Here is a 19,263-nt window from a genome sequence, read left to right on the forward strand (position 1 = left end):
GTCGTTTTCTGCGTTTCCGCATCAGCGACGGTTATTAATATATCATGGTGAAAAATGAAATGCAACACCTTTTATAAACTTTTTTTAAAACTGCCCACATTTCTTTTTTTATATCATATACTTAAACGAAATATCTCTTTCATGTATGAGCAATTCCTACATATATTTTATATAAAGTTACTCTATCAAAAGACGTTTCTTTCTATAATAAGCGTTTTATTCATATAGCATATCATACAAGGAGGAATATATATGGACTATACCGATTTATTAATCAAACTAGGTCTCTCGGCTATTTTAGGATTTGCCATTGGTTTAGAACGCGAATTAAAACGGAAACCACTTGGTTTAAAAACGTGTTTAGTTATTTCTATTATTAGTTGCCTCCTAACGATTGTTTCTATTAAAGCAGCTTATAACTTACCACATACCGATCATATGAATATGGATCCACTTCGACTTGCCGCTCAAATTGTATCAGGAATTGGTTTTTTAGGTGCTGGCGTAATTTTAAGAAGAGGCAACGATAGCATTGCAGGGCTCACGACTGCCGCTATGATCTGGGGTGCTTCTGGTATTGGTATTGCTGTTGGGGCCGGATTCTATATTGAAGCGATATTCGGAATGTGTTTCCTTATGATTAGTGTCGAACTTATACCACTCGCAATGAAATATGTAGGCCCTAGATCATTTCGTCAACGTGATATCGCTGTGAAACTTGTTGTACGAAATATGGACAATATCCCAATCGTAATTGAAGAAATAAAAGAAATGGATATAAAAGTTAAGAATATGAAGCTTAAAACATTAGAAAACGGTTCTCACTATTTACATCTTAAACTGTCCATTGATCAAAAAAGACATACCGCTGATGTTTACTATGCTCTCCAGCATCTTGAAAGTGTCCAACAAACTGAAGTGGAAAGTATGTAACGTAAAACAAACTCTCTTTAATTAGAGAGTTTTTCTTTTTTCTATAATGGCAACAATGAATGTAGTCCTACAAAGTAAGGAGGAATAGGCAATTGAAATCCCGTCCGAATTTAGTAGATACATTTCGTGATTCCATTATTTTTCGTTTAATTTGTTTTATTATTGTACTGACTGCTTTTTCCGGTTTTCTTATACATAGATTAGAACCTTTTCATTTCACTACATGGTTTGACGGAATTTGGTGGTCAATCGTTACCATTTTTACAGTTGGATATGGCGACTTTGCTCCCCATACGACGATAGGAAAACTAATAGGTATAAGTATTATTTTATTAGGAACTGGCTTTTGTTCTTATTATATGGTGCTGTTTGCTACTGAAATGATTAATAAACAATATATGAAAATTAAAGGTGAAGAAGCCGCTACTTCTAACGGTCATATGATTATCGTTGGCTGGAATGAGCGCGCAAAACATGTTGTAAAGCAAATGCACGTATTACAACCAAACCTTGATATCGTTTTAATTGATGAAACACTTTCTTTACTCCCAAAACCATTTCATCATTTAGAATTTATAAAAGGTTGTCCGCATCACGATCAAACTTTATTAAAGGCTAATATTGCAACGGCACACACCATATTAATAACAGCTGATAAAGAAAAAAACGAAAGCTTAGCGGATACACAGTCCATTTTAAATATTTTAACTGCAAAAGGGCTCAACCCAAACATTCACTGCATCGCTGAACTTCTTACTTCTGAACAAATACAAAATGCAACGAGAGCTGGCGTGTCAGAAATTATAGAAGGAAATAAATTAACGAGCTATGTATTTACCGCTTCTCTTTTATTCCCTTCCATTTCAGGTGTACTATTTTCACTTTACGACGAAATCTCTGATAATAAATTACAACTGATGGAGCTTCCATCGTCCTGCACCGGACAAACTTTTGCCAATTGTAGCTATACTCTTTTAAAGCAAAACATTCTCTTACTAGGTATAAAGCGCGACGAACAATATATGATTAATCCAGTTCATTCCTTTGTTCTCATTGAAAGCGACATACTCATTGTTATTCACCATTAGTAAAATGACGCTCTAATTCTTGCATGAGCACTTTCCCAATATTGATATATTTTCTTTTCACATCTCCATCTGGATCTTTCGGCTCAGCAAATTGATCCATTCCACTTGTTCCAGCTGTTAAAGTATTCACATTATCATCTAGTTCGTCTTGATATACGTGCGAAAGAATATACGGCGTTCCAAGACGAACTATTACGCCTGGTACATCTAGTTCTCCATCAATGGCTGTAAATGGAACTCGTAAAAATTGATACCCATCTTCTTCATCGATTTTGTAATCGAAGCATCCTTTATCATAATCCCAATTACCACCAATGCTATATCCAAGTGGTTTCATAATCTCTTCTAACTTATATAACGCATATGTACGTCCTTCTAAATTTGATTGAATCGGAATCAAGCCCATCCCTCCTAGACTTTTCCTTTAGCATACCCACTTTAGTTTGAATATACTGATGGACTTTTCGATAAAATAATAAAAAGCGACCGGATTCCGGTCGCTTTTTATTATTTTAAACGCTCTTCTAATTCTGCTTTTAATTCTTCAAATCCTGGTTTACCAAGTAAAGCAAACATGTTTTTCTTATATGCTTCTACTCCAGGTTGGTCAAATGGATTCACGCCTAATAAGTAGCCGCTCATCGCACATGCTTTTTCGAAGAAGTATACAAGGTAACCGAATGTGTACTCATTTAATTCAGGAATATTGACGATTAAGTTTGGTACTCCCCCGTCGCTATGTGCAAGTAATGTACCTTCGTATGCTTTTGTGTTTACGAAGTCTACAGTTTCACCAGCAAGGTAGTTTAATCCGTCTAAATCGTTTTCTTCTGATTCAATTGTTAGTTCATGTGTAGATTTACCTACTTTAAGGACTGTTTCAAATAAGTCACGACGACCTTCTTGAACGTATTGACCTAATGAGTGTAAATCAGTTGAGAAGTTTGCTGAAGATGGGAAAATACCTTTTTGATCTTTTCCTTCACTTTCACCAAATAACTGTTTCCACCACTCAGCGAAGTATTGAAGTGCTGGTTCATAGTTAACAAGCATTTCAATTGTTTTTCCTTTATTGTATAAAGCGTTACGAACTACTGCATATTGGTAAGCTGGATTTTCTTCTAGTTCTGATGTTCCGAAGTCATCACGACCAGCAGCTGCACCTTTCATCATCTCTTCAATATTTAAGCCACTTACTGCGATTGGTAATAAACCAACTGGCGTTAATACAGAGAAACGACCTCCAACATCATCTGGAATAACAAATGTTTCGTAACCTTCGTTATCAGCTAATGTTTTTAATGCACCACGCGCTTTATCTGTAGTTGCATAAATACGTTTGCGAGCTTCTTCTTTTCCATACTTTTCTTCTAATAACTTACGGAAGATACGGAATGCTAGTGCTGGCTCTGTTGTTGTACCTGATTTGGAAATAACGTTAATAGAGAAGTCTTTACCTTCTAATACGTCCATTAAATCTTTCATGTAAGTGGAGCTAATGTTTTGTCCAACAAATAGCACTTGTGGAGTTTTACGTTGTTCTTTAGAAAGCGTGTTGTAGAAAGAATGGTTTAACATTTCGATTGCTGCACGTGCTCCTAAGTAAGAACCACCGATACCTACAACAAGTAAAATGTCAGAGTCATTTTTAATTTTTTCTGCGCATTTTTGAATGCGAGCAAATTCTTCTTTGTCATATTGAAGCGGAAGGTCTACCCACCCAAGGAAATCGTTCCCAGCTCCAGTTTTTTCGTGGATTGCGTGATGTGTTACTTTCACTGCATCACGTAAATAAGTGATTTCATGTTCACCGATGAAGGATAACGCTTTAGAATAGTCGAACGTTACATGTGTACTCATCTTTTTCCCTCCAATTATGGATATGTATTTCTGTATTCACTTTAGCGAAACTGAAGTTGTAAATCAAGCGATTCAAACATTGTAAACGTAACCAATATATATTTTTTAGAAAAAGTTCATTTTTTGCATAAAAATTCGCATTTTTCGGTATAGATGTATATACATCTTCTTTCAAACATTTTTTATGTATAAAAACAACATAACTACCCCATTCTATAAAAGAGTTAATTAACTCATCGCTTGCTCATGCTTCACAATTAAGGGGGGCTTTTTCATGAGTACTTTACAACGTATCGCATTAGTCTTTACTGTAATTGGCGCTGTGAACTGGGGACTAATCGGGTTTTTCCAGTTTGACTTAGTAGCAGCCATTTTCGGTGGACAAAATTCAGCTCTTGCACGTATTATTTACGGCATCGTTGGTATATCTGGGCTTATCAACCTTGGTTTACTGTTTAAACCATCTGAAAATCTTGGTACGCACCCAGAAACAAACGAAATTCGATAATCAGTATGTCCTTTCACCTCCGACATACGAATATGATTGCATGCAATCATATTTGCAAATATATATCATAAGATAAAGTAAAAGAGGAACGCTCATATGCGTTCCTCTTTTACTTTGTTAACTCGGACTCTTCAATCCATTCTGCCAACTTTTCTCGCAGCGTATTAAATCCGTTTTCAGATGGATTCGGTATAAGAATCCTTCCTTGTTTTCTTTTCGCCGCTTTTAACGATAAACTCATTTTTCTGTGCTCTTCATCAATTGAAAGTACCTTTACTTCTACTGTATCGCCGACCTTTAAAAAGTCATGAATATCCTTTACATATCCATTTGTAATTTCAGATATATGCACAAGCCCTTGTGTTTCTGCATCTAACGCTACAAACGCACCGTAATCTTGAATTCCAGTCACTTTCCCTGTTACAACCACTCCTGTTGTATATTGTTCTGACATATGAAACACTCCCATACGTTTACCATTCTCTCTACAATTATAGAGAGCAAAGCAGATATATTTATTTTAAATATCCGATTGGTTAGTACGCATTCTAGATAACGTTATCTAGAATGCGTATACCTTATATTAGTAAATTATACCACTATGACAGAACTCATTCAAAATTCATGAAAAATTTCCCTTAAAGAAGTATAATTATCCAATATTGGGATAGACTACTAACACATGGCTTTCTAGTATTCCCCCCCTTTTATGGACAAAACGTATTACGTTTTGTCCTTTTTTTATTCTCTACAAACCGTTCCATTCTCTTCATTGCTTCCATAAGTTGTTCAAGCGATGTTGCATAAGAACAACGAATAAAACCTTCACCACTTTCGCCAAATACGCTACCAGGGACAACAGCCACTTTTTCTTCCAGCAATAACTGTTCTGCAAATTCCGCTGAAGATAATCCTGTTGAAGATATAGAAGGGAAAACATAAAATGCTCCGCCTGGCACATGACACGTTAAGCCCATTTCATTGAAAGATGTCGTCATGAAGTTACGACGCTTCTTATAACTATCTCTCATCCGAATTACTTCATCATTCCCCGCACGTAACGCTTCAAGTGCTGCGAACTGAGACATCGTCGGTGCACACATCATGGAATACTGATGGATTTTGAGCATTAATTCTGAAAATTGAACAGGAGCTGCAATCATACCGAGACGCCATCCTGTCATCGCAAACCCTTTTGAAAATCCCGAAATTAAAATCGTATGCTCACGCATATTTTTAATACTTGCGAAACTTGTATATACTTCGTCGTATACAAGCTCTGCATAAATTTCATCAGATAATACAATTAGATTGTACTTCTCAACAATCACTGCTATTTCTTCAAGCTCGGATTTATTTAGCATTGCACCTGTCGGGTTATTTGGTGAACAAAGCAAAATCGCCTTTGTTTTCGCTGTAATAGCTGCTTCAATTTGTTCTGGTAGTACTTTAAACTCATTTTCTAAAGTAGTCGCCACAGGAACTGGAACTCCTCCAGCTAATGTCACAAGTGGTGCATAAGAAACGAAGCTTGGTTCAATAATGAGCACTTCATCATCAGGATTTATAATGGCGCGCATCGCTACATCTAACGCCTGGCTCGCTCCAACTGTAACAATGATTTCATCACTTGGGTCATAAGATACTGCAAATTGTTTTTTTAGATACTTTGCTATTTCTTGACGGAGCTCTAATAATCCTGCATTTGCTGTATATGACGTATACCCTTGTTCCAAAGAACGAATACATGCTTGCCTTACATTCCAAGGGGTAACAAAATCTGGCTCTCCTACCCCGAGGGAAATAACACCTTTCATATTTGCTGCTAAATCAAAAAATTTTCGAATACCAGATGGTTTTAAAGATTCTGCTGATCTAGATAGTTCAAATTGCTTCATGGTGTCACCACAATTCGCTTATCATCATCGTCTTTTTCATAAATAACACCCTCATGTTTATACTTCTTCAAAATGAAATGAGTAGTTGTAGAAACGACAGATTCAATTGTTGCTAATTTCTCAGAAACAAACATCGCTACTTCCCCCATCGTTTTCCCTTCTAATGTAATAGAAAGATCATATGTCCCTGACATTAAATAAACGGATTTCACTTCTGAATAACGATAAATTTGCTCAGCAACCGCATCAAACCCAACGCCGTGCTTTGGCGTAACTTTCACATCGATCATTGCCGTTAAACCTGTATGTTCTTTCACTTTCGTCCAATCAATATGTGTTACATAATCCACAATAATCTTTTCATTTTCTAATCTCGCAACCATCTTCTTTACTTCTTCTACTTCTATATTTAACAGCTTCGCTAATGTATCTACAGATAATCGACTACTCTTTTCAAGACAAGCTAATAATTCTAATTCTTTTTCTGTCACCATATAAATCATCCTTCCTTTTCGTTTGTGTCTAAATTATACAAATACCCTTTCAAGTTTGAAAAGAAGATTTTTCTATTGAATTATGTCAAAATAAAGTGAAACTTTAATCAACGGAAAAATGCGGGATAAAGCGAAAGGGGATGGAACCGTGAAACCAAAAGTTTATATTGCTGAACCAGTTCCAACATTTGTAGAAAACTATTTATCAGAACACTGTGATTATGAAAAATGGGATCAAAATGAGAAAGTACCTCGTGATATTCTATTAGAGAAAATACAAGATAAAGATGGGTTATTAAATTTCGGATCTGCTATTAATGAAGAATTACTGACAGTAGCTCCTAACTTAAAAGTAGTGAGCAACATTTCTGTCGGTTACGATAATTTTGATTTACAAGCGATGAAAAACCGAAATGTTATCGGAACAAATACACCATACGTATTAGATGATACAGTAGCTGATCTCGTTTTCGCCCTTATGCTATCAGCTGGGCGCCGCGTTTGCGAACTCGATTCTTACGTGAAAAATGGTGAATGGAACGCTGAAATCGGAAAAGAACACTTCGGACTAGATGTACACCATAGCACAATTGGTATTATCGGTATGGGCCGAATTGGAGAAGCCGTTGCAAAACGAGCAAAATTCGGATTTGATATGAATGTTCTTTACTATAACCGCCGTCGTAAAGAAGAAGCTGAACAAAAATTCGATGCTACATATTGTGATTTACAGACGCTACTGAATCAGTCTGACTTTATTGTTCTTCTTACTCCATTAACAGATGAAACATATCACCTTATCGGAGAAAAGGAATTTTCATTAATGAAAGACACAGCAATCTTCATTAATGCTTCTCGCGGCAAAACAGTAGATGAAAAAGCGTTAATCCATGCTTTAACAGAAAAGAAAATCTTTGCAGCAGGTATCGATACATTTACACAAGAGCCGATTCAAAAAGATAATCCACTCTTATCATTACAAAATGTTGTGACTTTACCACATATCGGATCTGCAACATTAAAAACTCGTCAGCAAATGGCCATGACCGCCGCTGAAAATTTAGTTGCAGGGTTACAAGGAAAAACACCGCCTAATATTGTTCGCGGGTAATACTGAATAAACGAAAGGCAAGATGACATCGTCATCTTGCCTTTTTTTGTTAACATATTTTCTTCTTCCTTGGAGATGATATGAACAAAAATCAATGGAGTGACAAAAAATGAATCATAAATATACTTGTCCTTATTTCACTTTTTCCACTCGCGGCACTACTGTTCATTACGAATTGTATGAACATGATAATAAAACAGAACGTCCTACTTTCATACTCGTTCACGGCTTTTTATCTTCCTCATTCAGTTACCGCCGTCTAATTCCTTTACTATCGAAGGAAGGAACAGTCATTGCTCTTGATTTGCCACCGTTCGGAAAAAGTGATAAGTCTCATCTGTTTAAGTATTCTTATCACAATTTAGCAACGATTATTATTGATTTAATTGAACATTTATCTCTCTCAAACATTGTATTAGTTGGGCATTCTATGGGTGGGCAAATTTCTCTCTATGTAAACCGTATACGTCCTGAACTCATTTCAAAGACGATTTTACTATGTAGCTCGAGCTATTTAGCGCGCGCAACCTTACCTTTACTATACTCTTCTTATTTACCGTTCTTTCATTTATACGTAAAGAACTGGATTATAAGGCGCGGCATTGTTCATAACTTAATGAATGTCGTTCATGATCACTCATTAATTGACGATGAAATGAAAAAAGGTTACTCCGCTCCTTTTTATGACGACCGTATATTTCCCGCTTTAACTCGCATGATACGAGACCGTGAAGGTGACTTATCTTCAACTGAATTACAAAAAATCGAAACACCTATCCTACTCATTTGGGGTGAAAAAGACCGCGTCGTCCCTGTACATGTAGGTCATCGTCTACACAAAGATTTACCGAATTCAAAATTTATTTCTTACGAAAATACAGGACATTTACTACCTGAAGAAAAGCCTGAACATGTTTATGAAGAAATTATCGCTTTTTCCGCGCAATAAAATGAAACTTTAATCAGCCTCCACCTAACTTCTTTGCTTCCGCTAAATTTTGAGTTGAAGGTCTTACTACCCAGCAAATAGCGGGATAATATAAAAAAGGCTGTCGGAAATCCCGACAGCCTATAATGAACAGCTTCCGCCTTCTTTTATTACAAGTAATTCCACAGCTAATTTCTCACATTTTTCAAGCGCAGGTACTTCCTCGAAAGACATAAAGTATATATGTTGAATCTTCTTTGCGATATATTTTGGATCGTCAAACACACTTATGACGCTCACAACATCGCTCGCTTCTGTTTCATAAAACTCCGGTCCCATTTGAAACGGATCCCAATTCTTCACAACCTCTATCATCTTTTCATATGTACCCATTCGCTTCCCGCCTTTTCACTTTTTAATACTTTTCTTTATCCTATCACATCAGCTATTCTATAAGAAGAGAGAGAACTTTCATAACTTATTGGTTTTACAGAAGAAGGGAGCAAACTTATGCAACTATTTCATAAAGCAATCAATCGACGTGGAACGCATAGTATAAAATGGGATACATATAAAAACGAAGAACTTATCCATGCTTGGATTGCTGATATGGATTTTGAAGTACCAAAACCAATTCAAACTGCCTTAAAACAACGAATCGAACATCCGATTTTTGGCTATACACTTCCTCCCGAAAATATTGGAGATATTATTTGTAACTGGACAAAACAACAATACAACTGGGATATTCAAAAAGAATGGATTGTCTTTAGCGCCGGAATCGTTCCAGCTCTTAGTACGAGCATACAGGCTTTCACCAAAGAAAACGAATCTGTTCTCGTACAACCACCTATTTATCCTCCATTTTTCGAAATGGTCACAACAAACAACAGGCAGTTATGCGTGAGTCCATTACAGAAACAAAATGATACATATGTGATAGACTTCAAGCATTTAGAAAAGCAGTTTCAGCAAGGCATCAAACTCTTGCTTCTTTGTAGCCCTCATAACCCAATCGGACGCGTTTGGACGAAAGAGGAACTTGTGCAGCTCGGATCGTTATGTACTAAATATGACGTAATCGTTGTGGCGGATGAAATTCATTCCGATATCATTTATGCAGACCATACACATACACCGTTCGCTTCCTTATCTGAAGAATTAGCAGAGCGCACTATCACTTGCATGGCTCCAAGTAAAACATTTAATATCGCTGGATTACAAGCGTCGATCATTATCATTCCAAACGAAAAGCTCCGTCATGCCTTTACAGCTATCCAGTATAGACAAGGCTTCCACGGGTTAAATATCTTCGCTTATACAGCGATGCAAAGCGCCTATACAGAATGTAATGATTGGCTAAACGAAATTCGATTATATATAGAAGATAATGCTCAATTTGCTTGTGAATATATTAAAACTCACATACCTGCTCTTTCCGTAACGAAGCCAGAAGGTAGCTTTTTATTATGGATTGATTGTTCTCGTCTAAAGCTTTCTCAAAACGAGCGTACCGCACTACTTGAGGAAAAAGGAAAAATCATCGTTGAACCTGGTGAGAAATACGGGTTAGGTGGCGAAGAACATATTCGAATTAACATCGGCTGTCCACGATCTGTTTTAGAAGAAATTTTAAACAGACTGCGTCATACGTTTTCATAATAAGAAAGGAGTCTGTCCCGAATCATTCTTGGACAGACTCCTTTGTCATATTTTGTCGGTAAGTCGATATATTCCAATAATCGCTGATATATTTTCAATTACATTTCACAAAGAAAGCTACCATTCACGGTAGCTTTTACTTTTTCTTCATATCCGATGCTTTTTTTACAATTACGCCACAAGCAATTCGATCCCCTGATTTACCTGTCGGTTGAGTCATACCATCATCAGGGTTTTCTGTAATAATAATAGACGCTCCATCTTTTCTATGAATCGTCGTTTTCCCTTCTTCAAGTGTAATGTGAGGTGCATCGATTTCTGCTTTAATCTTTCCAGAACCATCTGCAACTACGTTCGGTAAATCACCGTTTTCTGCACCCTTCGGATTAAGGAGTCCATGCTTTTTATTATCAGGATTAAAATGATTCCCAGATGATTCAAATCGTGGTGCTTTACACTCACCAATTTCGTGCACATGTATGCCGTGCGGGCCTGGCGTGAAACCTTCCCCTTTAATCTTAATTTTCACTCCGCTTGTTTGCTGAACTACTTTCGCAGTCCCTACTTCATCTCCTGAAGCATTATGTAATTTCACGTCAATTTCTTTCGGCTTTCCTTGGTCACAACCTGCCATCAGAAATAATAAACAACAACTGAAAAAAAGCCGTTTCTTCATTCTATTCCCTCCAAAATATATTCTGCCCTTAGATTGTCCGAGCATAGAGGGAAACATACAAAAATGCGTTACTGTTTCTTTTCAGCTAATAGTTTTTCTTCAACTTTCTGTAATCGGTCTGCTTCTCTTTTTGATATACGAATAAACATGCGCCACGTGGCAATAGCACCGATAATAAATAGAACACAAACAATCCCTGGAATAATATATTCTGTTTTATCTTCCGGAAAATATAAAGGCATCATATAGAACACTCCTTATTATAGGATTTATAAAACATCAGAATTTTCTGTTATATCATTTTAAATTATAGTGCAACCTCCCCATATTCTCAAGGGGCGTTCTGAAAACGAAGGATTTCTTTGACTCCTTCCCTCACTTTCCTTACTATAAACTTGAGGTGAAAAATATGAGAGAAACATTTGAAATTGGTGAAATCGTTACTGGTATTTATAAAACAGGAAAATACATTGGCGAGGTTACAAATAGCCGCCCTGGCAGTTACGTCGTAAAAGTATTAGCTGTTTTAAAACATCCGGTGCAAGGTGACTTACATAACGTAAAACAAGCTGACGTACCATTTTTCCACGAAAGACGTGCTTTAGCTTTTCGTGAGCAAACGAACATTCCAGAACAAATGGTGAAGAAATATGAAGGAGAAATTCCGGATTATACAGATTCACTAAAATTAGCATTAGAAACTCAAATGAATTCATTTTCTGAAGATGATTCACCTTTTGCGGTTCGTAGTCTAGACACATTAGAGCAATTAAAGAAAGACTACAAACTCTAAAAAACAAAACGACCAAATTACATAATGTGCAATTTGGTCGTTACTGTGTGCTCACTTTCTTTAACACTTTTGAAAAATCAACAAGTTCTCCTAATGTTGGAGGTGCTGGTTTTACTAAATACTCTTTATCTTTTTCTACTAGTTTAAAAATATTGTACGTCGTCATTGCATCATCAAGCGCACAATGATGCTTCCCTGTCCCTACTTTTCCATACGCCTCAATTGCTTTCCATAATCCTGTTTGATTTCTTTCTCCAAAAAACTTCTTATACTCAAGCGATAAATCACGACACTGTCCGAAGAATGGAAAAGCTATCCCTGCCATTTCACAATTATGCTTCAGCACTTTCATATCCATATTTCCCCACGTTACAATTGTCGGTTTACATTTCGTTTCGTATTCTGAAAGCTTCTTAACGAGTTCAGGAAATGAAATCCCTTTATCCACGACTTCTTGTTTTATTCCTAAAAACTTCTTACATCGATCCGTTAAAGAGGGAAATGTTTTCGGCCTAACATGTGATGAATACGTATCTTCTACCTTACAGCCAGCAACTGAAACGAGTCCTACCTCAATAATCTCTGGAAAAAATCCTTTCGGTTTCTTTCTATGCTGGGGCATCGTAAACTCAAAGTCTAAAAATAAAAATCGTTGTTCATCCATACGATCCCTTCCTTATCATTTTTGTCATTCCTTTCTATTTGACACTCCTACACGAACAAGCTCGAATGCTAATTCCATTTTAAATATTCAGATTGGATGTATCTTATATATATGTCAAATGCCCACAAATATTTTAAAAAATAAGAAAAAATGACCTATGCAGAAAATATGACAAAATCTCTCCTTTCATTTACATCCGCCATTTTCCTACTTTATAATGACGTTATGTGTGTTTCTTCTAGAGCATTTTTGACACACTAAGAAAAAGTGAATGAAAGGAGATGAGATTTTTGCACGAAACAACGCAAGAACTCGCTAACTGGCAGTATTATTTTGCTATCGCAGTCTTTTTAATTACATATGCCATTATTATTTCTGAAAAAATTAATCGCGCTGTCATCGCACTTCTTGGTGCAGCACTCATGGTAATTGTGGGGGTCGTCGATTTACATAACGCCTTTACGAAACATATTGAATGGGGAACGATTACGCTACTCATCGGTATGATGATTTTGGTGAACATTACGAGTAAATCAGGTGTCTTCCAATACGTTGCCATTAAAGCAGCAAAAGGGGCACAAGGAAATCCAATTAAAATTTTAATTTCACTTTCCTTACTTACCGCGCTTGGCTCCGCATTTTTAGATAACGTTACAACTGTACTTCTTGTTGTTCCAGTTACTTTATCTATTACGCGCATACTGCAAGTAAATCCTGTTCCTTATTTACTTTCTGAAATTATTTTTTCAAACATTGGAGGAACAGCAACATTAATTGGTGATCCACCTAACATTATGATTGGTTCTGCAAATAAGCATTTAGACTTCAATGCTTTCCTATTGAATCTAGCACCCATTGTAATTATTATTATTGCAGTTACAGCGATAATACTTTACTTCATGTATCGCAAACAATTAATTGCCGATCCTGTACAAGTTAAAAAATTAATGAGCTTAGATGAAAAACAATACATTAAAGACCCAGTATTAATGAAAAAATCTTTAACGGTACTTGGACTTACGATTGTAGGTTTCATGACTCATTCTATTTTCCATATCGATGCCGCTATTATCGCCTTAACTGGTGCTACTATACTTATGTTAATTGGTGTGAAAGAGCATGAAATTGAAGAAGTATTTGCAAGCGTAGAGTGGGTAACAATCTTCTTCTTCGCAGGGTTATTCGTACTTGTTGGAGGACTTATCGATATCGGTCTTATCAAAATGTTAGCTCAAAAAGTAATTGGTATAACAGGCGGAGATATTTCTTACGCATCCATCCTTATTTTATGGGTATCTGGTATCGCTTCTGCAACAATTGATAACATCCCATTCGTCGCAACAATGATTCCACTTATTAACGATATGGCAGTTGGGCTAGGCTTATCACCATCTGACGCACAAATCGATGTATTATGGTGGGCATTAGCACTAGGTGCTTGTCTGGGCGGAAACGGAACATTAATCGGAGCTTCTGCTAACGTAATCGTTGCAGGTATCGCGAGCCGCGAAGGACATAAATTTAGTTACATGGACTTCCTAAAAGTCGGTTTCCCAATTATGATCGTTTCATTAATCATTTCTCACATTTATATTTATTTACGCTACCTTATGTAGTAGAAAAAGCGCTCTGATAATCAGGGCGCTTTTTTACTTATAGCTACTTATCAACAAAAATGAAAAATCTACTCTTTATATCTCACCGGTTCATTTCGAATAATAAATAAGTGAATCGGTAAGAACACCGAAAATGTGATTACATGAATAATCGTAAATAATATAGAGTTCGTTCCGTATCTGTCTAAAATAGCGTAGATAAGATAAATGGACAATACAATCGATACAGCTGTTGCTAGTAAACTTATAATTGGTACGAAATTAAAAATGAAACATGCAACATATATGCCGAATACTTTCCACCCTGCTTCTTCTTTCAAAAAATCTGGTAATTTATCTTTCGCTAAGTCCCCCCACGTCTTACTATTCAAAAACGGAATAAACGCAAGCACCCCGTCCGTTGCACCATCATTTTTCGCCATCGAATAAAGTGCAAAAGCCGTTAACAAATATGAAATAATTGCCCAAATCAATATAACAAGAATAAACGCAAAACTAAGAGCAAAGAAACCTGCTAGTACGCCTTGATCCTCCATCTTATCCTCTCCTCTCTACTTTCAACATATTTCATTACATTGCAAGTTATGTTTTAAAATTTATCCAAACTCTTTGTATAATAAGAGAAGAAAGAAAATAAGAGAGGAGAAACACGTATGCATCCATTTGTAAAAGCATTACAAGAGCATTTTACAGCTCATCAAAATCTTGAAAAAGCAGAACCTATGGCTCGTTATATGAAAAATCACTTCCCATTTCTAGGTATTCAAACACCGGAAAGACGCCAATTATTAAAAGACATCATTCAAATACATACTCTCCCAGATAAAAGAGACTTCCAAATTATCGTACGTGAACTTTGGGACTTACCAGAACGTGAATTCCAAGCGGCTGCACTTGATATTATGCAAAAATATAAAAAGCATATAAACGAAACACATATCCCCTTCTTAGAAGAATTGATTGTAACAAAATCTTGGTGGGACACTGTCGATAGCATCGTACCTACATTTTTAGGTAATATCTTTTTACAACATCCAGAATTGATTTCTGCCTATATCCCAAAATGGATTGCATCAGATAACATTTGGTTACAACGTGCCACTATTTTATTCCAACTCAAATATAAACAAAAGATGGATGAAGAACTTCTTTTCTGGATTATTGGACAACTACATTCTTCAAAAGAATTTTTCATTCAAAAAGCAATTGGCTGGGTCCTTCGTGAATATGCAAAAACAAATCAGGATGTAGTTTGGGAATACGTGCAAAACAATGAGCTCGCTCCATTAAGTAAGCGCGAAGCAATTAAGCATATTAAACAAAATTACCGAATAAATAACGAAAAAATAGGCGAGACTCTATCATAGATAGACGCGTTCCTCTATTGAGATTTAAAAAAGAACGTGTTAGAATATGTTCATTATTATTAATATAAGTAGCGATGACGGACTTATAAGTACTTGCATAAAAAGCGATTCAGGGATAGTGAAAGCCTGAAGCCGCAAGGAAACGGCAGTCCTGAGCAATACATGATAAAGTGGATGCACCTTTTGTGTATCAACTAGGGTGGAACCGCGGGCAAACGCTCGTCCCTAGGCAAATAAGCCTTGGGATGAGCGTTTTTTTATGTTCTTTTTAACATATACTGCCCGTTTCCAAAGTATCAGAGTATGTCATCGCCAATACGTTAACTTTCAAAAGGAGGATTTTCTTATGTATTCAATGGAACAAGTTGTAAACTTAGCGAAACATCGCGGTTTTGTTTTCCCTGGTTCTGAAATTTACGGTGGTCTTGCAAACACTTGGGATTACGGTCCACTTGGAATCGAATTAAAAAATAATGTTAAAAAAGCTTGGTGGAAAAAATTCATTCAAGAATCTCCACACAACGTTGGTTTAGACGCAGCTATTTTAATGAACCCTAAAACTTGGATCGCTTCTGGTCACGTTGGTAACTTCAACGATCCAATGATCGACTGTAAAAAATGTAAAGCTCGTCACCGTGCTGACAAATTAATTGAGGATGCTTTAGATGCAAAAGGCATCGAAATGGTTGTTGACGGTCTTACTTTCGACCAAATGGCTGACTTAATGAAAGAACATGAAGTAAAATGTCCTGATTGCGGTAGTGAAGAATTTACTGAAATCCGTCAGTTCAACTTAATGTTCAAAACATTCCAAGGTGTTACAGAGTCTAGCACAAACGAAATCTTCCTTCGTCCTGAAACAGCACAAGGTATTTTCGTAAACTTCAAAAACGTTCAACGCTCTATGCGTAAAAAGCTTCCATTTGGTATCGGCCAAATCGGTAAGAGTTTCCGTAACGAAATCACACCTGGTAACTTCACATTCCGTACACGTGAATTTGAACAAATGGAACTTGAATTCTTCTGTAAGCCTGGTGAAGATTTAGAGTGGTTCGCATTCTGGCGTGAAACTTGTAAAAACTGGTTACTTTCACTTGGTATGTCTGAAGAGAGCATGCGTCTTCGTGACCACGGTGAAGAAGAGTTATCTCACTACAGTAATGCAACAACTGACATTGAATTCAAATTCCCATTCGGTTGGGGCGAACTTTGGGGCGTTGCATCTCGTACAGACTTCGACTTAAAACGTCACATGGAACACTCAAACGAAGACTTTAACTATATCGATCCACAAACGAATGAGCGTTACGTACCATACTGCATCGAGCCATCTTTAGGCGCAGACCGCGTAACATTAGCATTCTTATGTGATGCATATGAAGAAGAGCAATTAGAAAACGATTCTCGTACAGTTCTTCGTTTCCACCCTGCTTTAGCACCATACAAAGCAGCTATCTTACCATTATCTAAAAAGCTATCTGAAGGTGCTACTGAAGTATTCGCAGAATTAGCTAAAGACTTCATGGTAGACTTTGATGAAACTGGTTCTATCGGTAAACGTTACCGTCGTCAAGACGAAATCGGTACACCATTCTGTATCACATACGACTTCGACTCAGTTGAAGACAAAGCTGTTACAGTACGTGACCGTGACACAATGGAACAAGTTCGTATGCCAATTAGCGAACTAAAAGGTTTCTTAGAGAAGAAAATCCAGTTCTAATTATAAGAAAAAGAGGCTGCTCATAAGAGCGCCTCTTTTTTATTTTTCACGTTTTTCTTTAATTGCTACTGTACATCTTGATATACATAGTAAATCATCATTTTCATCAATAATGCGAACATCCCAAACCATTGTCGATTGTCCTCTATGTATTGGTGTTCCGATCGCTGTTACAATTCCATCTTTCTTTGAGCGAATGTGGTTCGCATTAATTTCTAATCCGAAACAAATACATTTTTCTTGATCAATTAAATTATATGAACCAACACTTGCCACTGTTTCTGCTAATGCAACCGATGCACCACCATGTAAAAATCCAAATGGCTGATGCGTACGCTCATCAACAGGCATCGTAGCAACCACCTTATCTTCTGTCATCTCTAACAACTCAATTCCAAGTGAATCCATTAAAGTTTTTGCCATATCGCTTCCCCCTTCTCTTACTTTAATTAAATGTATAATTTTACCTATTTATTTTCAAACTACTTATAACACTTATATAAGGAGGCTTCACCTAAATGAAACAGAAATTTTGTATATTACTGCTTATGTTCTCCTTGCTGACTATTGTACCAAATTGTGCAATAACAGCCAAAGCATCTAACCTGACAATCGATGTTAAGACTGTAACGCAAAAAGGTAAGAAACCTTATATAGAATATCAAATAAACAGGCCTTCTTTTCACGAATTTTCTGACTCTAAATTTCAAAATAAACTCAATTTATACTACAAAAAATCCACTGACAAATTTAAAACCAAATTAGAAAAAGAAGCAAAAAAATATTATAAAGAGACAGAAGGATCTAGTACACCATTTCATCCGTACGTAGCAAATGTTGATTATAAAGTCTCTTTAAACAAACCACCTTTTCTTAGCCTATATGTGAATTACTATCAATATACTGGCGGAGCACACGGTCTTTATACGTGGAAGGCAAATACATTCGATTTAAACGAAAAAAAGGTACTGCACTTAGACGACTTATTTGAACAAAAGGATAAATATAAAGATGTAATCCGTGCGGAGATTGTACGACAAATTAAACAAAATGAAAGCATTTATTTTCCTGATGCAACTGAAAAAGTAATGAGTATGAAAAAATTCCACTTCTTTTTAGAGCCAGACAATCTCGTCATTTATTTCCCTTTATATGAGATTGCTCCCTATTCAAGTGGAATTCCGCAATTTCGTATTCCATATACGTTGCTAAGAGACTATTTAAAGCCTTCTTATCAAAATATTTTAATTGACAACAAGTAAATATTTTCGCTACGATAATGTTAACCTAAAAACAACAGGAGGTTAACATTATGAGAAGATTTCATGTTTTAGATTTAGCATTAGCTGCCATGTTCGTTGCTCTTATGGCAATCGGTGCAAATATTGTATCTTGGGCACCATTCCTTCAAGTAGCAGGCATCCCATTATCTATGCAACCATTTTTCGCAATTTTAGCAGGTCTTCTTCTTGGAAGTAGACTTGGTGCCTTATCCATGACTGTATATATGCTCGTTGGCGTAGCCGGCGCACCAATCTTCGCTAACTTCAAAGCTGGATTTGGAGCACTTTTAGATCCTACTGGTGGTTTTATTATCGCATTTATTATCGTTGCTTACGTATCCGGAAAACTAGTAGAACAAAAAGAAAGACCAACATTCATTACATTTGCAATTGCCTCTTTCACAGGAATTATTTTAACTTATATAATCGGTACTACTTACATGTACGGGGCAGTCAATCTCTTTATGGGCGGTAATATGAGCTATAAAGCTGCTTGGATGATTATGATGTGGTTTGCAGTAAAAGATATTGCATTTACAATTATCGGTGCTATTATCGCACCTCGCATATATTATGCTGTGCGTCGTTCTGCTTATCAGCATTCTCATTCGACGATTTCATAATAAAAAAATGAGTTATTTCAGTATACTGAAATAACT

General features: G+C 36.4%; 23 protein-coding genes. 12 read left to right on the forward strand and 11 right to left on the reverse strand.

The genetic code is table 11. From position 1 onward, the window contains the following. Positions 1 to 252 precede the first annotated feature (252 nt). Together HMPREF2590_RS21110 and HMPREF2590_RS21115 are read left to right on the forward strand one after the other, a co-directional pair. On the forward strand, positions 253 to 933 hold the full coding sequence (locus HMPREF2590_RS21110; protein ID WP_000386676.1) for an MgtC/SapB family protein: 681 nt from the start codon (positions 253 to 255) through the stop codon (positions 931 to 933). Positions 934 to 1,025: 92 nt separating this feature from the next. Next, entirely contained in the window at positions 1,026 to 2,021 is a 996-nt protein-coding gene (locus tag HMPREF2590_RS21115; RefSeq protein ID WP_000842320.1) for a potassium channel family protein, read from the forward strand. Here the strand turns inward: HMPREF2590_RS21115 and HMPREF2590_RS21120 are convergent. Together HMPREF2590_RS21120 and HMPREF2590_RS21125 are read right to left on the reverse strand one after the other, a co-directional pair. Continuing rightward, positions 2,008 to 2,421, reverse strand: coding sequence for a YugN-like family protein (locus HMPREF2590_RS21120; RefSeq protein WP_000612334.1), 414 nt, complete (start codon positions 2,419 to 2,421; stop codon positions 2,008 to 2,010). The genes HMPREF2590_RS21115 and HMPREF2590_RS21120 overlap by 14 nt on opposite strands. A 107-nt stretch (positions 2,422 to 2,528) precedes the next feature. Then, positions 2,529 to 3,881, reverse strand: coding sequence for a glucose-6-phosphate isomerase (locus HMPREF2590_RS21125; protein ID WP_000103658.1), 1,353 nt, complete (start codon positions 3,879 to 3,881; stop codon positions 2,529 to 2,531). A 274-nt stretch (positions 3,882 to 4,155) separates the two neighbouring features. On the opposite strand from HMPREF2590_RS21125, the gene HMPREF2590_RS21135 reads away from it, so the two are divergent. Beyond that, the gene (locus HMPREF2590_RS21135) at positions 4,156 to 4,389 is read left to right on the forward strand and encodes a DUF378 domain-containing protein (protein ID WP_000105788.1); all 234 of its coding nucleotides are present in this window, start codon (positions 4,156 to 4,158) and stop codon (positions 4,387 to 4,389) included. A gap of 109 nt (positions 4,390 to 4,498) precedes the next feature. Here HMPREF2590_RS21135 and yugI read toward each other — a convergent pair whose 3' ends face one another. The 3 genes from yugI to HMPREF2590_RS21150 form a co-directional block, all read right to left on the reverse strand. Beyond that, entirely contained in the window at positions 4,499 to 4,843 is a 345-nt protein-coding gene (gene yugI, locus HMPREF2590_RS21140) for a S1 domain-containing post-transcriptional regulator GSP13 (RefSeq protein WP_000003764.1), read from the reverse strand. Between the two features lie 253 nt (positions 4,844 to 5,096). After that, positions 5,097 to 6,287, reverse strand: coding sequence for an aminotransferase (locus HMPREF2590_RS21145; RefSeq protein WP_000808524.1), 1,191 nt, complete (start codon positions 6,285 to 6,287; stop codon positions 5,097 to 5,099). Continuing rightward, positions 6,284 to 6,781 (reverse strand): Lrp/AsnC family transcriptional regulator, encoded by a 498-nt coding sequence (locus HMPREF2590_RS21150; RefSeq protein ID WP_000255696.1) that lies wholly within the window; start codon positions 6,779 to 6,781, stop codon positions 6,284 to 6,286. The genes HMPREF2590_RS21145 and HMPREF2590_RS21150 overlap by 4 nt, the downstream gene beginning before the upstream one ends. Positions 6,782 to 6,899: 118 nt before the next feature. Between HMPREF2590_RS21150 and HMPREF2590_RS21155 the strand changes: the two genes are divergently transcribed. Both HMPREF2590_RS21155 and HMPREF2590_RS21160 read left to right on the forward strand, forming a co-directional pair. Next, positions 6,900 to 7,892 (forward strand): 2-hydroxyacid dehydrogenase, encoded by a 993-nt coding sequence (locus tag HMPREF2590_RS21155; RefSeq protein ID WP_002005894.1) that lies wholly within the window; start codon positions 6,900 to 6,902, stop codon positions 7,890 to 7,892. A 109-nt stretch (positions 7,893 to 8,001) separates the two neighbouring features. Continuing rightward, positions 8,002 to 8,841, forward strand: a complete 840-nt coding sequence (locus HMPREF2590_RS21160) for an alpha/beta fold hydrolase (RefSeq protein ID WP_001015858.1) — start codon at positions 8,002 to 8,004, stop codon at positions 8,839 to 8,841. 120 nt (positions 8,842 to 8,961) lie between these two features. Here HMPREF2590_RS21160 and HMPREF2590_RS21165 read toward each other — a convergent pair whose 3' ends face one another. Then, positions 8,962 to 9,213 (reverse strand): YugE family protein, encoded by a 252-nt coding sequence (locus HMPREF2590_RS21165; protein ID WP_000537645.1) that lies wholly within the window; start codon positions 9,211 to 9,213, stop codon positions 8,962 to 8,964. 117 nt (positions 9,214 to 9,330) lie between these two features. Between HMPREF2590_RS21165 and HMPREF2590_RS21170 the strand changes: the two genes are divergently transcribed. Continuing rightward, positions 9,331 to 10,482 carry a MalY/PatB family protein gene (locus HMPREF2590_RS21170; protein WP_001175817.1) on the forward strand — a complete coding sequence of 384 codons (1,152 nt, stop codon included), beginning with the start codon at positions 9,331 to 9,333 and terminating at the stop codon, positions 10,480 to 10,482. 136 nt (positions 10,483 to 10,618) lie between these two features. Here the strand turns inward: HMPREF2590_RS21170 and sodC are convergent, their stop codons facing one another. Both sodC and HMPREF2590_RS30465 read right to left on the reverse strand, forming a co-directional pair. Next, complete coding sequence (gene sodC, locus HMPREF2590_RS21175; protein WP_000746512.1) at positions 10,619 to 11,158, reverse strand: superoxide dismutase [Cu-Zn]; 540 nt, start codon at positions 11,156 to 11,158, stop codon at positions 10,619 to 10,621. Positions 11,159 to 11,226: 68 nt separating this feature from the next. Next, positions 11,227 to 11,403 carry a hypothetical protein gene (locus HMPREF2590_RS30465; RefSeq protein WP_000982755.1) on the reverse strand — a complete coding sequence of 59 codons (177 nt, stop codon included), beginning with the start codon at positions 11,401 to 11,403 and terminating at the stop codon, positions 11,227 to 11,229. A gap of 164 nt (positions 11,404 to 11,567) precedes the next feature. Here HMPREF2590_RS30465 and kapB point away from each other — a divergent pair, with 164 nt between their 5' ends. Beyond that, on the forward strand, positions 11,568 to 11,951 hold the full coding sequence (gene kapB, locus HMPREF2590_RS21185) for a kinase-associated lipoprotein KapB (protein ID WP_016118805.1): 384 nt from the start codon (positions 11,568 to 11,570) through the stop codon (positions 11,949 to 11,951). A 40-nt stretch (positions 11,952 to 11,991) separates the two neighbouring features. Here kapB and kapD read toward each other — a convergent pair whose 3' ends face one another. After that, positions 11,992 to 12,615, reverse strand: a complete 624-nt coding sequence (kapD, locus tag HMPREF2590_RS21190) for a 3'-5' exonuclease KapD (protein WP_000344358.1) — start codon at positions 12,613 to 12,615, stop codon at positions 11,992 to 11,994. 290 nt (positions 12,616 to 12,905) lie between these two features. Between kapD and HMPREF2590_RS21195 the strand changes: the two genes are divergently transcribed. Next, positions 12,906 to 14,231 (forward strand): ArsB/NhaD family transporter, encoded by a 1,326-nt coding sequence (locus HMPREF2590_RS21195; protein WP_000545230.1) that lies wholly within the window; start codon positions 12,906 to 12,908, stop codon positions 14,229 to 14,231. Positions 14,232 to 14,299: 68 nt separating this feature from the next. Here the strand turns inward: HMPREF2590_RS21195 and HMPREF2590_RS21200 are convergent, their stop codons facing one another. Further along, positions 14,300 to 14,767, reverse strand: coding sequence for a hypothetical protein (locus HMPREF2590_RS21200; RefSeq protein ID WP_000390061.1), 468 nt, complete (start codon positions 14,765 to 14,767; stop codon positions 14,300 to 14,302). A gap of 117 nt (positions 14,768 to 14,884) precedes the next feature. On the opposite strand from HMPREF2590_RS21200, the gene HMPREF2590_RS21205 reads away from it, so the two are divergent. Together HMPREF2590_RS21205 and HMPREF2590_RS21210 are read left to right on the forward strand one after the other, a co-directional pair. Then, the gene (locus HMPREF2590_RS21205; protein WP_000553304.1) at positions 14,885 to 15,598 is read left to right on the forward strand and encodes a DNA alkylation repair protein; all 714 of its coding nucleotides are present in this window, start codon (positions 14,885 to 14,887) and stop codon (positions 15,596 to 15,598) included. Positions 15,599 to 15,944: 346 nt separating this feature from the next. Further along, entirely contained in the window at positions 15,945 to 17,321 is a 1,377-nt protein-coding gene (locus tag HMPREF2590_RS21210; protein WP_000287147.1) for a glycine--tRNA ligase, read from the forward strand. 39 nt (positions 17,322 to 17,360) lie between these two features. Here the strand turns inward: HMPREF2590_RS21210 and HMPREF2590_RS21215 are convergent, their stop codons facing one another. Then, positions 17,361 to 17,744: a hotdog fold thioesterase gene (locus tag HMPREF2590_RS21215; RefSeq protein WP_001140612.1), complete on the reverse strand. Its 384-nt coding sequence runs from the start codon at positions 17,742 to 17,744 to the stop codon at positions 17,361 to 17,363. 95 nt (positions 17,745 to 17,839) lie between these two features. On the opposite strand from HMPREF2590_RS21215, the gene HMPREF2590_RS21220 reads away from it, so the two are divergent. Both HMPREF2590_RS21220 and HMPREF2590_RS21225 read left to right on the forward strand, forming a co-directional pair. Beyond that, positions 17,840 to 18,583: a DUF3298 and DUF4163 domain-containing protein gene (locus HMPREF2590_RS21220; protein ID WP_000810318.1), complete on the forward strand. Its 744-nt coding sequence runs from the start codon at positions 17,840 to 17,842 to the stop codon at positions 18,581 to 18,583. 50 nt (positions 18,584 to 18,633) lie between these two features. Further along, the gene (locus tag HMPREF2590_RS21225; protein WP_001252163.1) at positions 18,634 to 19,227 is read left to right on the forward strand and encodes a biotin transporter BioY; all 594 of its coding nucleotides are present in this window, start codon (positions 18,634 to 18,636) and stop codon (positions 19,225 to 19,227) included. The last annotated feature ends 36 nt before the right edge of the window (positions 19,228 to 19,263 follow it).

The organism is Bacillus sp. HMSC036E02 (genome assembly GCF_001836235.1).
Lineage (GTDB): Bacteria > Bacillota > Bacilli > Bacillales > Bacillaceae_G > Bacillus_A > Bacillus_A cereus.

Coding starts and splice junctions, on each gene's coding strand:
- HMPREF2590_RS30465 (WP_000982755.1), bottom strand. CDS start 11,403: ATGATGCCTTTATATTTTCCGGAAGATAAAACAGAATATATTATTCCA.
- HMPREF2590_RS21160 (WP_001015858.1), top strand. CDS start 8,002: ATGAATCATAAATATACTTGTCCTTATTTCACTTTTTCCACTCGCGGC.
- HMPREF2590_RS21125 (WP_000103658.1), bottom strand. CDS start 3,881: ATGAGTACACATGTAACGTTCGACTATTCTAAAGCGTTATCCTTCATC.
- HMPREF2590_RS21165 (WP_000537645.1), bottom strand. CDS start 9,213: ATGGGTACATATGAAAAGATGATAGAGGTTGTGAAGAATTGGGATCCG.
- HMPREF2590_RS21215 (WP_001140612.1), bottom strand. CDS start 17,744: ATGGCAAAAACTTTAATGGATTCACTTGGAATTGAGTTGTTAGAGATG.
- HMPREF2590_RS21155 (WP_002005894.1), top strand. CDS start 6,900: ATGCGGGATAAAGCGAAAGGGGATGGAACCGTGAAACCAAAAGTTTAT.
- HMPREF2590_RS21210 (WP_000287147.1), top strand. CDS start 15,945: ATGTATTCAATGGAACAAGTTGTAAACTTAGCGAAACATCGCGGTTTT.
- HMPREF2590_RS21205 (WP_000553304.1), top strand. CDS start 14,885: ATGCATCCATTTGTAAAAGCATTACAAGAGCATTTTACAGCTCATCAA.
- HMPREF2590_RS21200 (WP_000390061.1), bottom strand. CDS start 14,767: ATGGAGGATCAAGGCGTACTAGCAGGTTTCTTTGCTCTTAGTTTTGCG.
- sodC (WP_000746512.1), bottom strand. CDS start 11,158: ATGAAGAAACGGCTTTTTTTCAGTTGTTGTTTATTATTTCTGATGGCA.
- HMPREF2590_RS21145 (WP_000808524.1), bottom strand. CDS start 6,287: ATGAAGCAATTTGAACTATCTAGATCAGCAGAATCTTTAAAACCATCT.
- HMPREF2590_RS21110 (WP_000386676.1), top strand. CDS start 253: ATGGACTATACCGATTTATTAATCAAACTAGGTCTCTCGGCTATTTTA.
- HMPREF2590_RS21170 (WP_001175817.1), top strand. CDS start 9,331: ATGCAACTATTTCATAAAGCAATCAATCGACGTGGAACGCATAGTATA.
- yugI (WP_000003764.1), bottom strand. CDS start 4,843: ATGTCAGAACAATATACAACAGGAGTGGTTGTAACAGGGAAAGTGACT.
- kapD (WP_000344358.1), bottom strand. CDS start 12,615: ATGGATGAACAACGATTTTTATTTTTAGACTTTGAGTTTACGATGCCC.
- kapB (WP_016118805.1), top strand. CDS start 11,568: ATGAGAGAAACATTTGAAATTGGTGAAATCGTTACTGGTATTTATAAA.
- HMPREF2590_RS21220 (WP_000810318.1), top strand. CDS start 17,840: ATGAAACAGAAATTTTGTATATTACTGCTTATGTTCTCCTTGCTGACT.
- HMPREF2590_RS21135 (WP_000105788.1), top strand. CDS start 4,156: ATGAGTACTTTACAACGTATCGCATTAGTCTTTACTGTAATTGGCGCT.
- HMPREF2590_RS21225 (WP_001252163.1), top strand. CDS start 18,634: ATGAGAAGATTTCATGTTTTAGATTTAGCATTAGCTGCCATGTTCGTT.
- HMPREF2590_RS21150 (WP_000255696.1), bottom strand. CDS start 6,781: ATGGTGACAGAAAAAGAATTAGAATTATTAGCTTGTCTTGAAAAGAGT.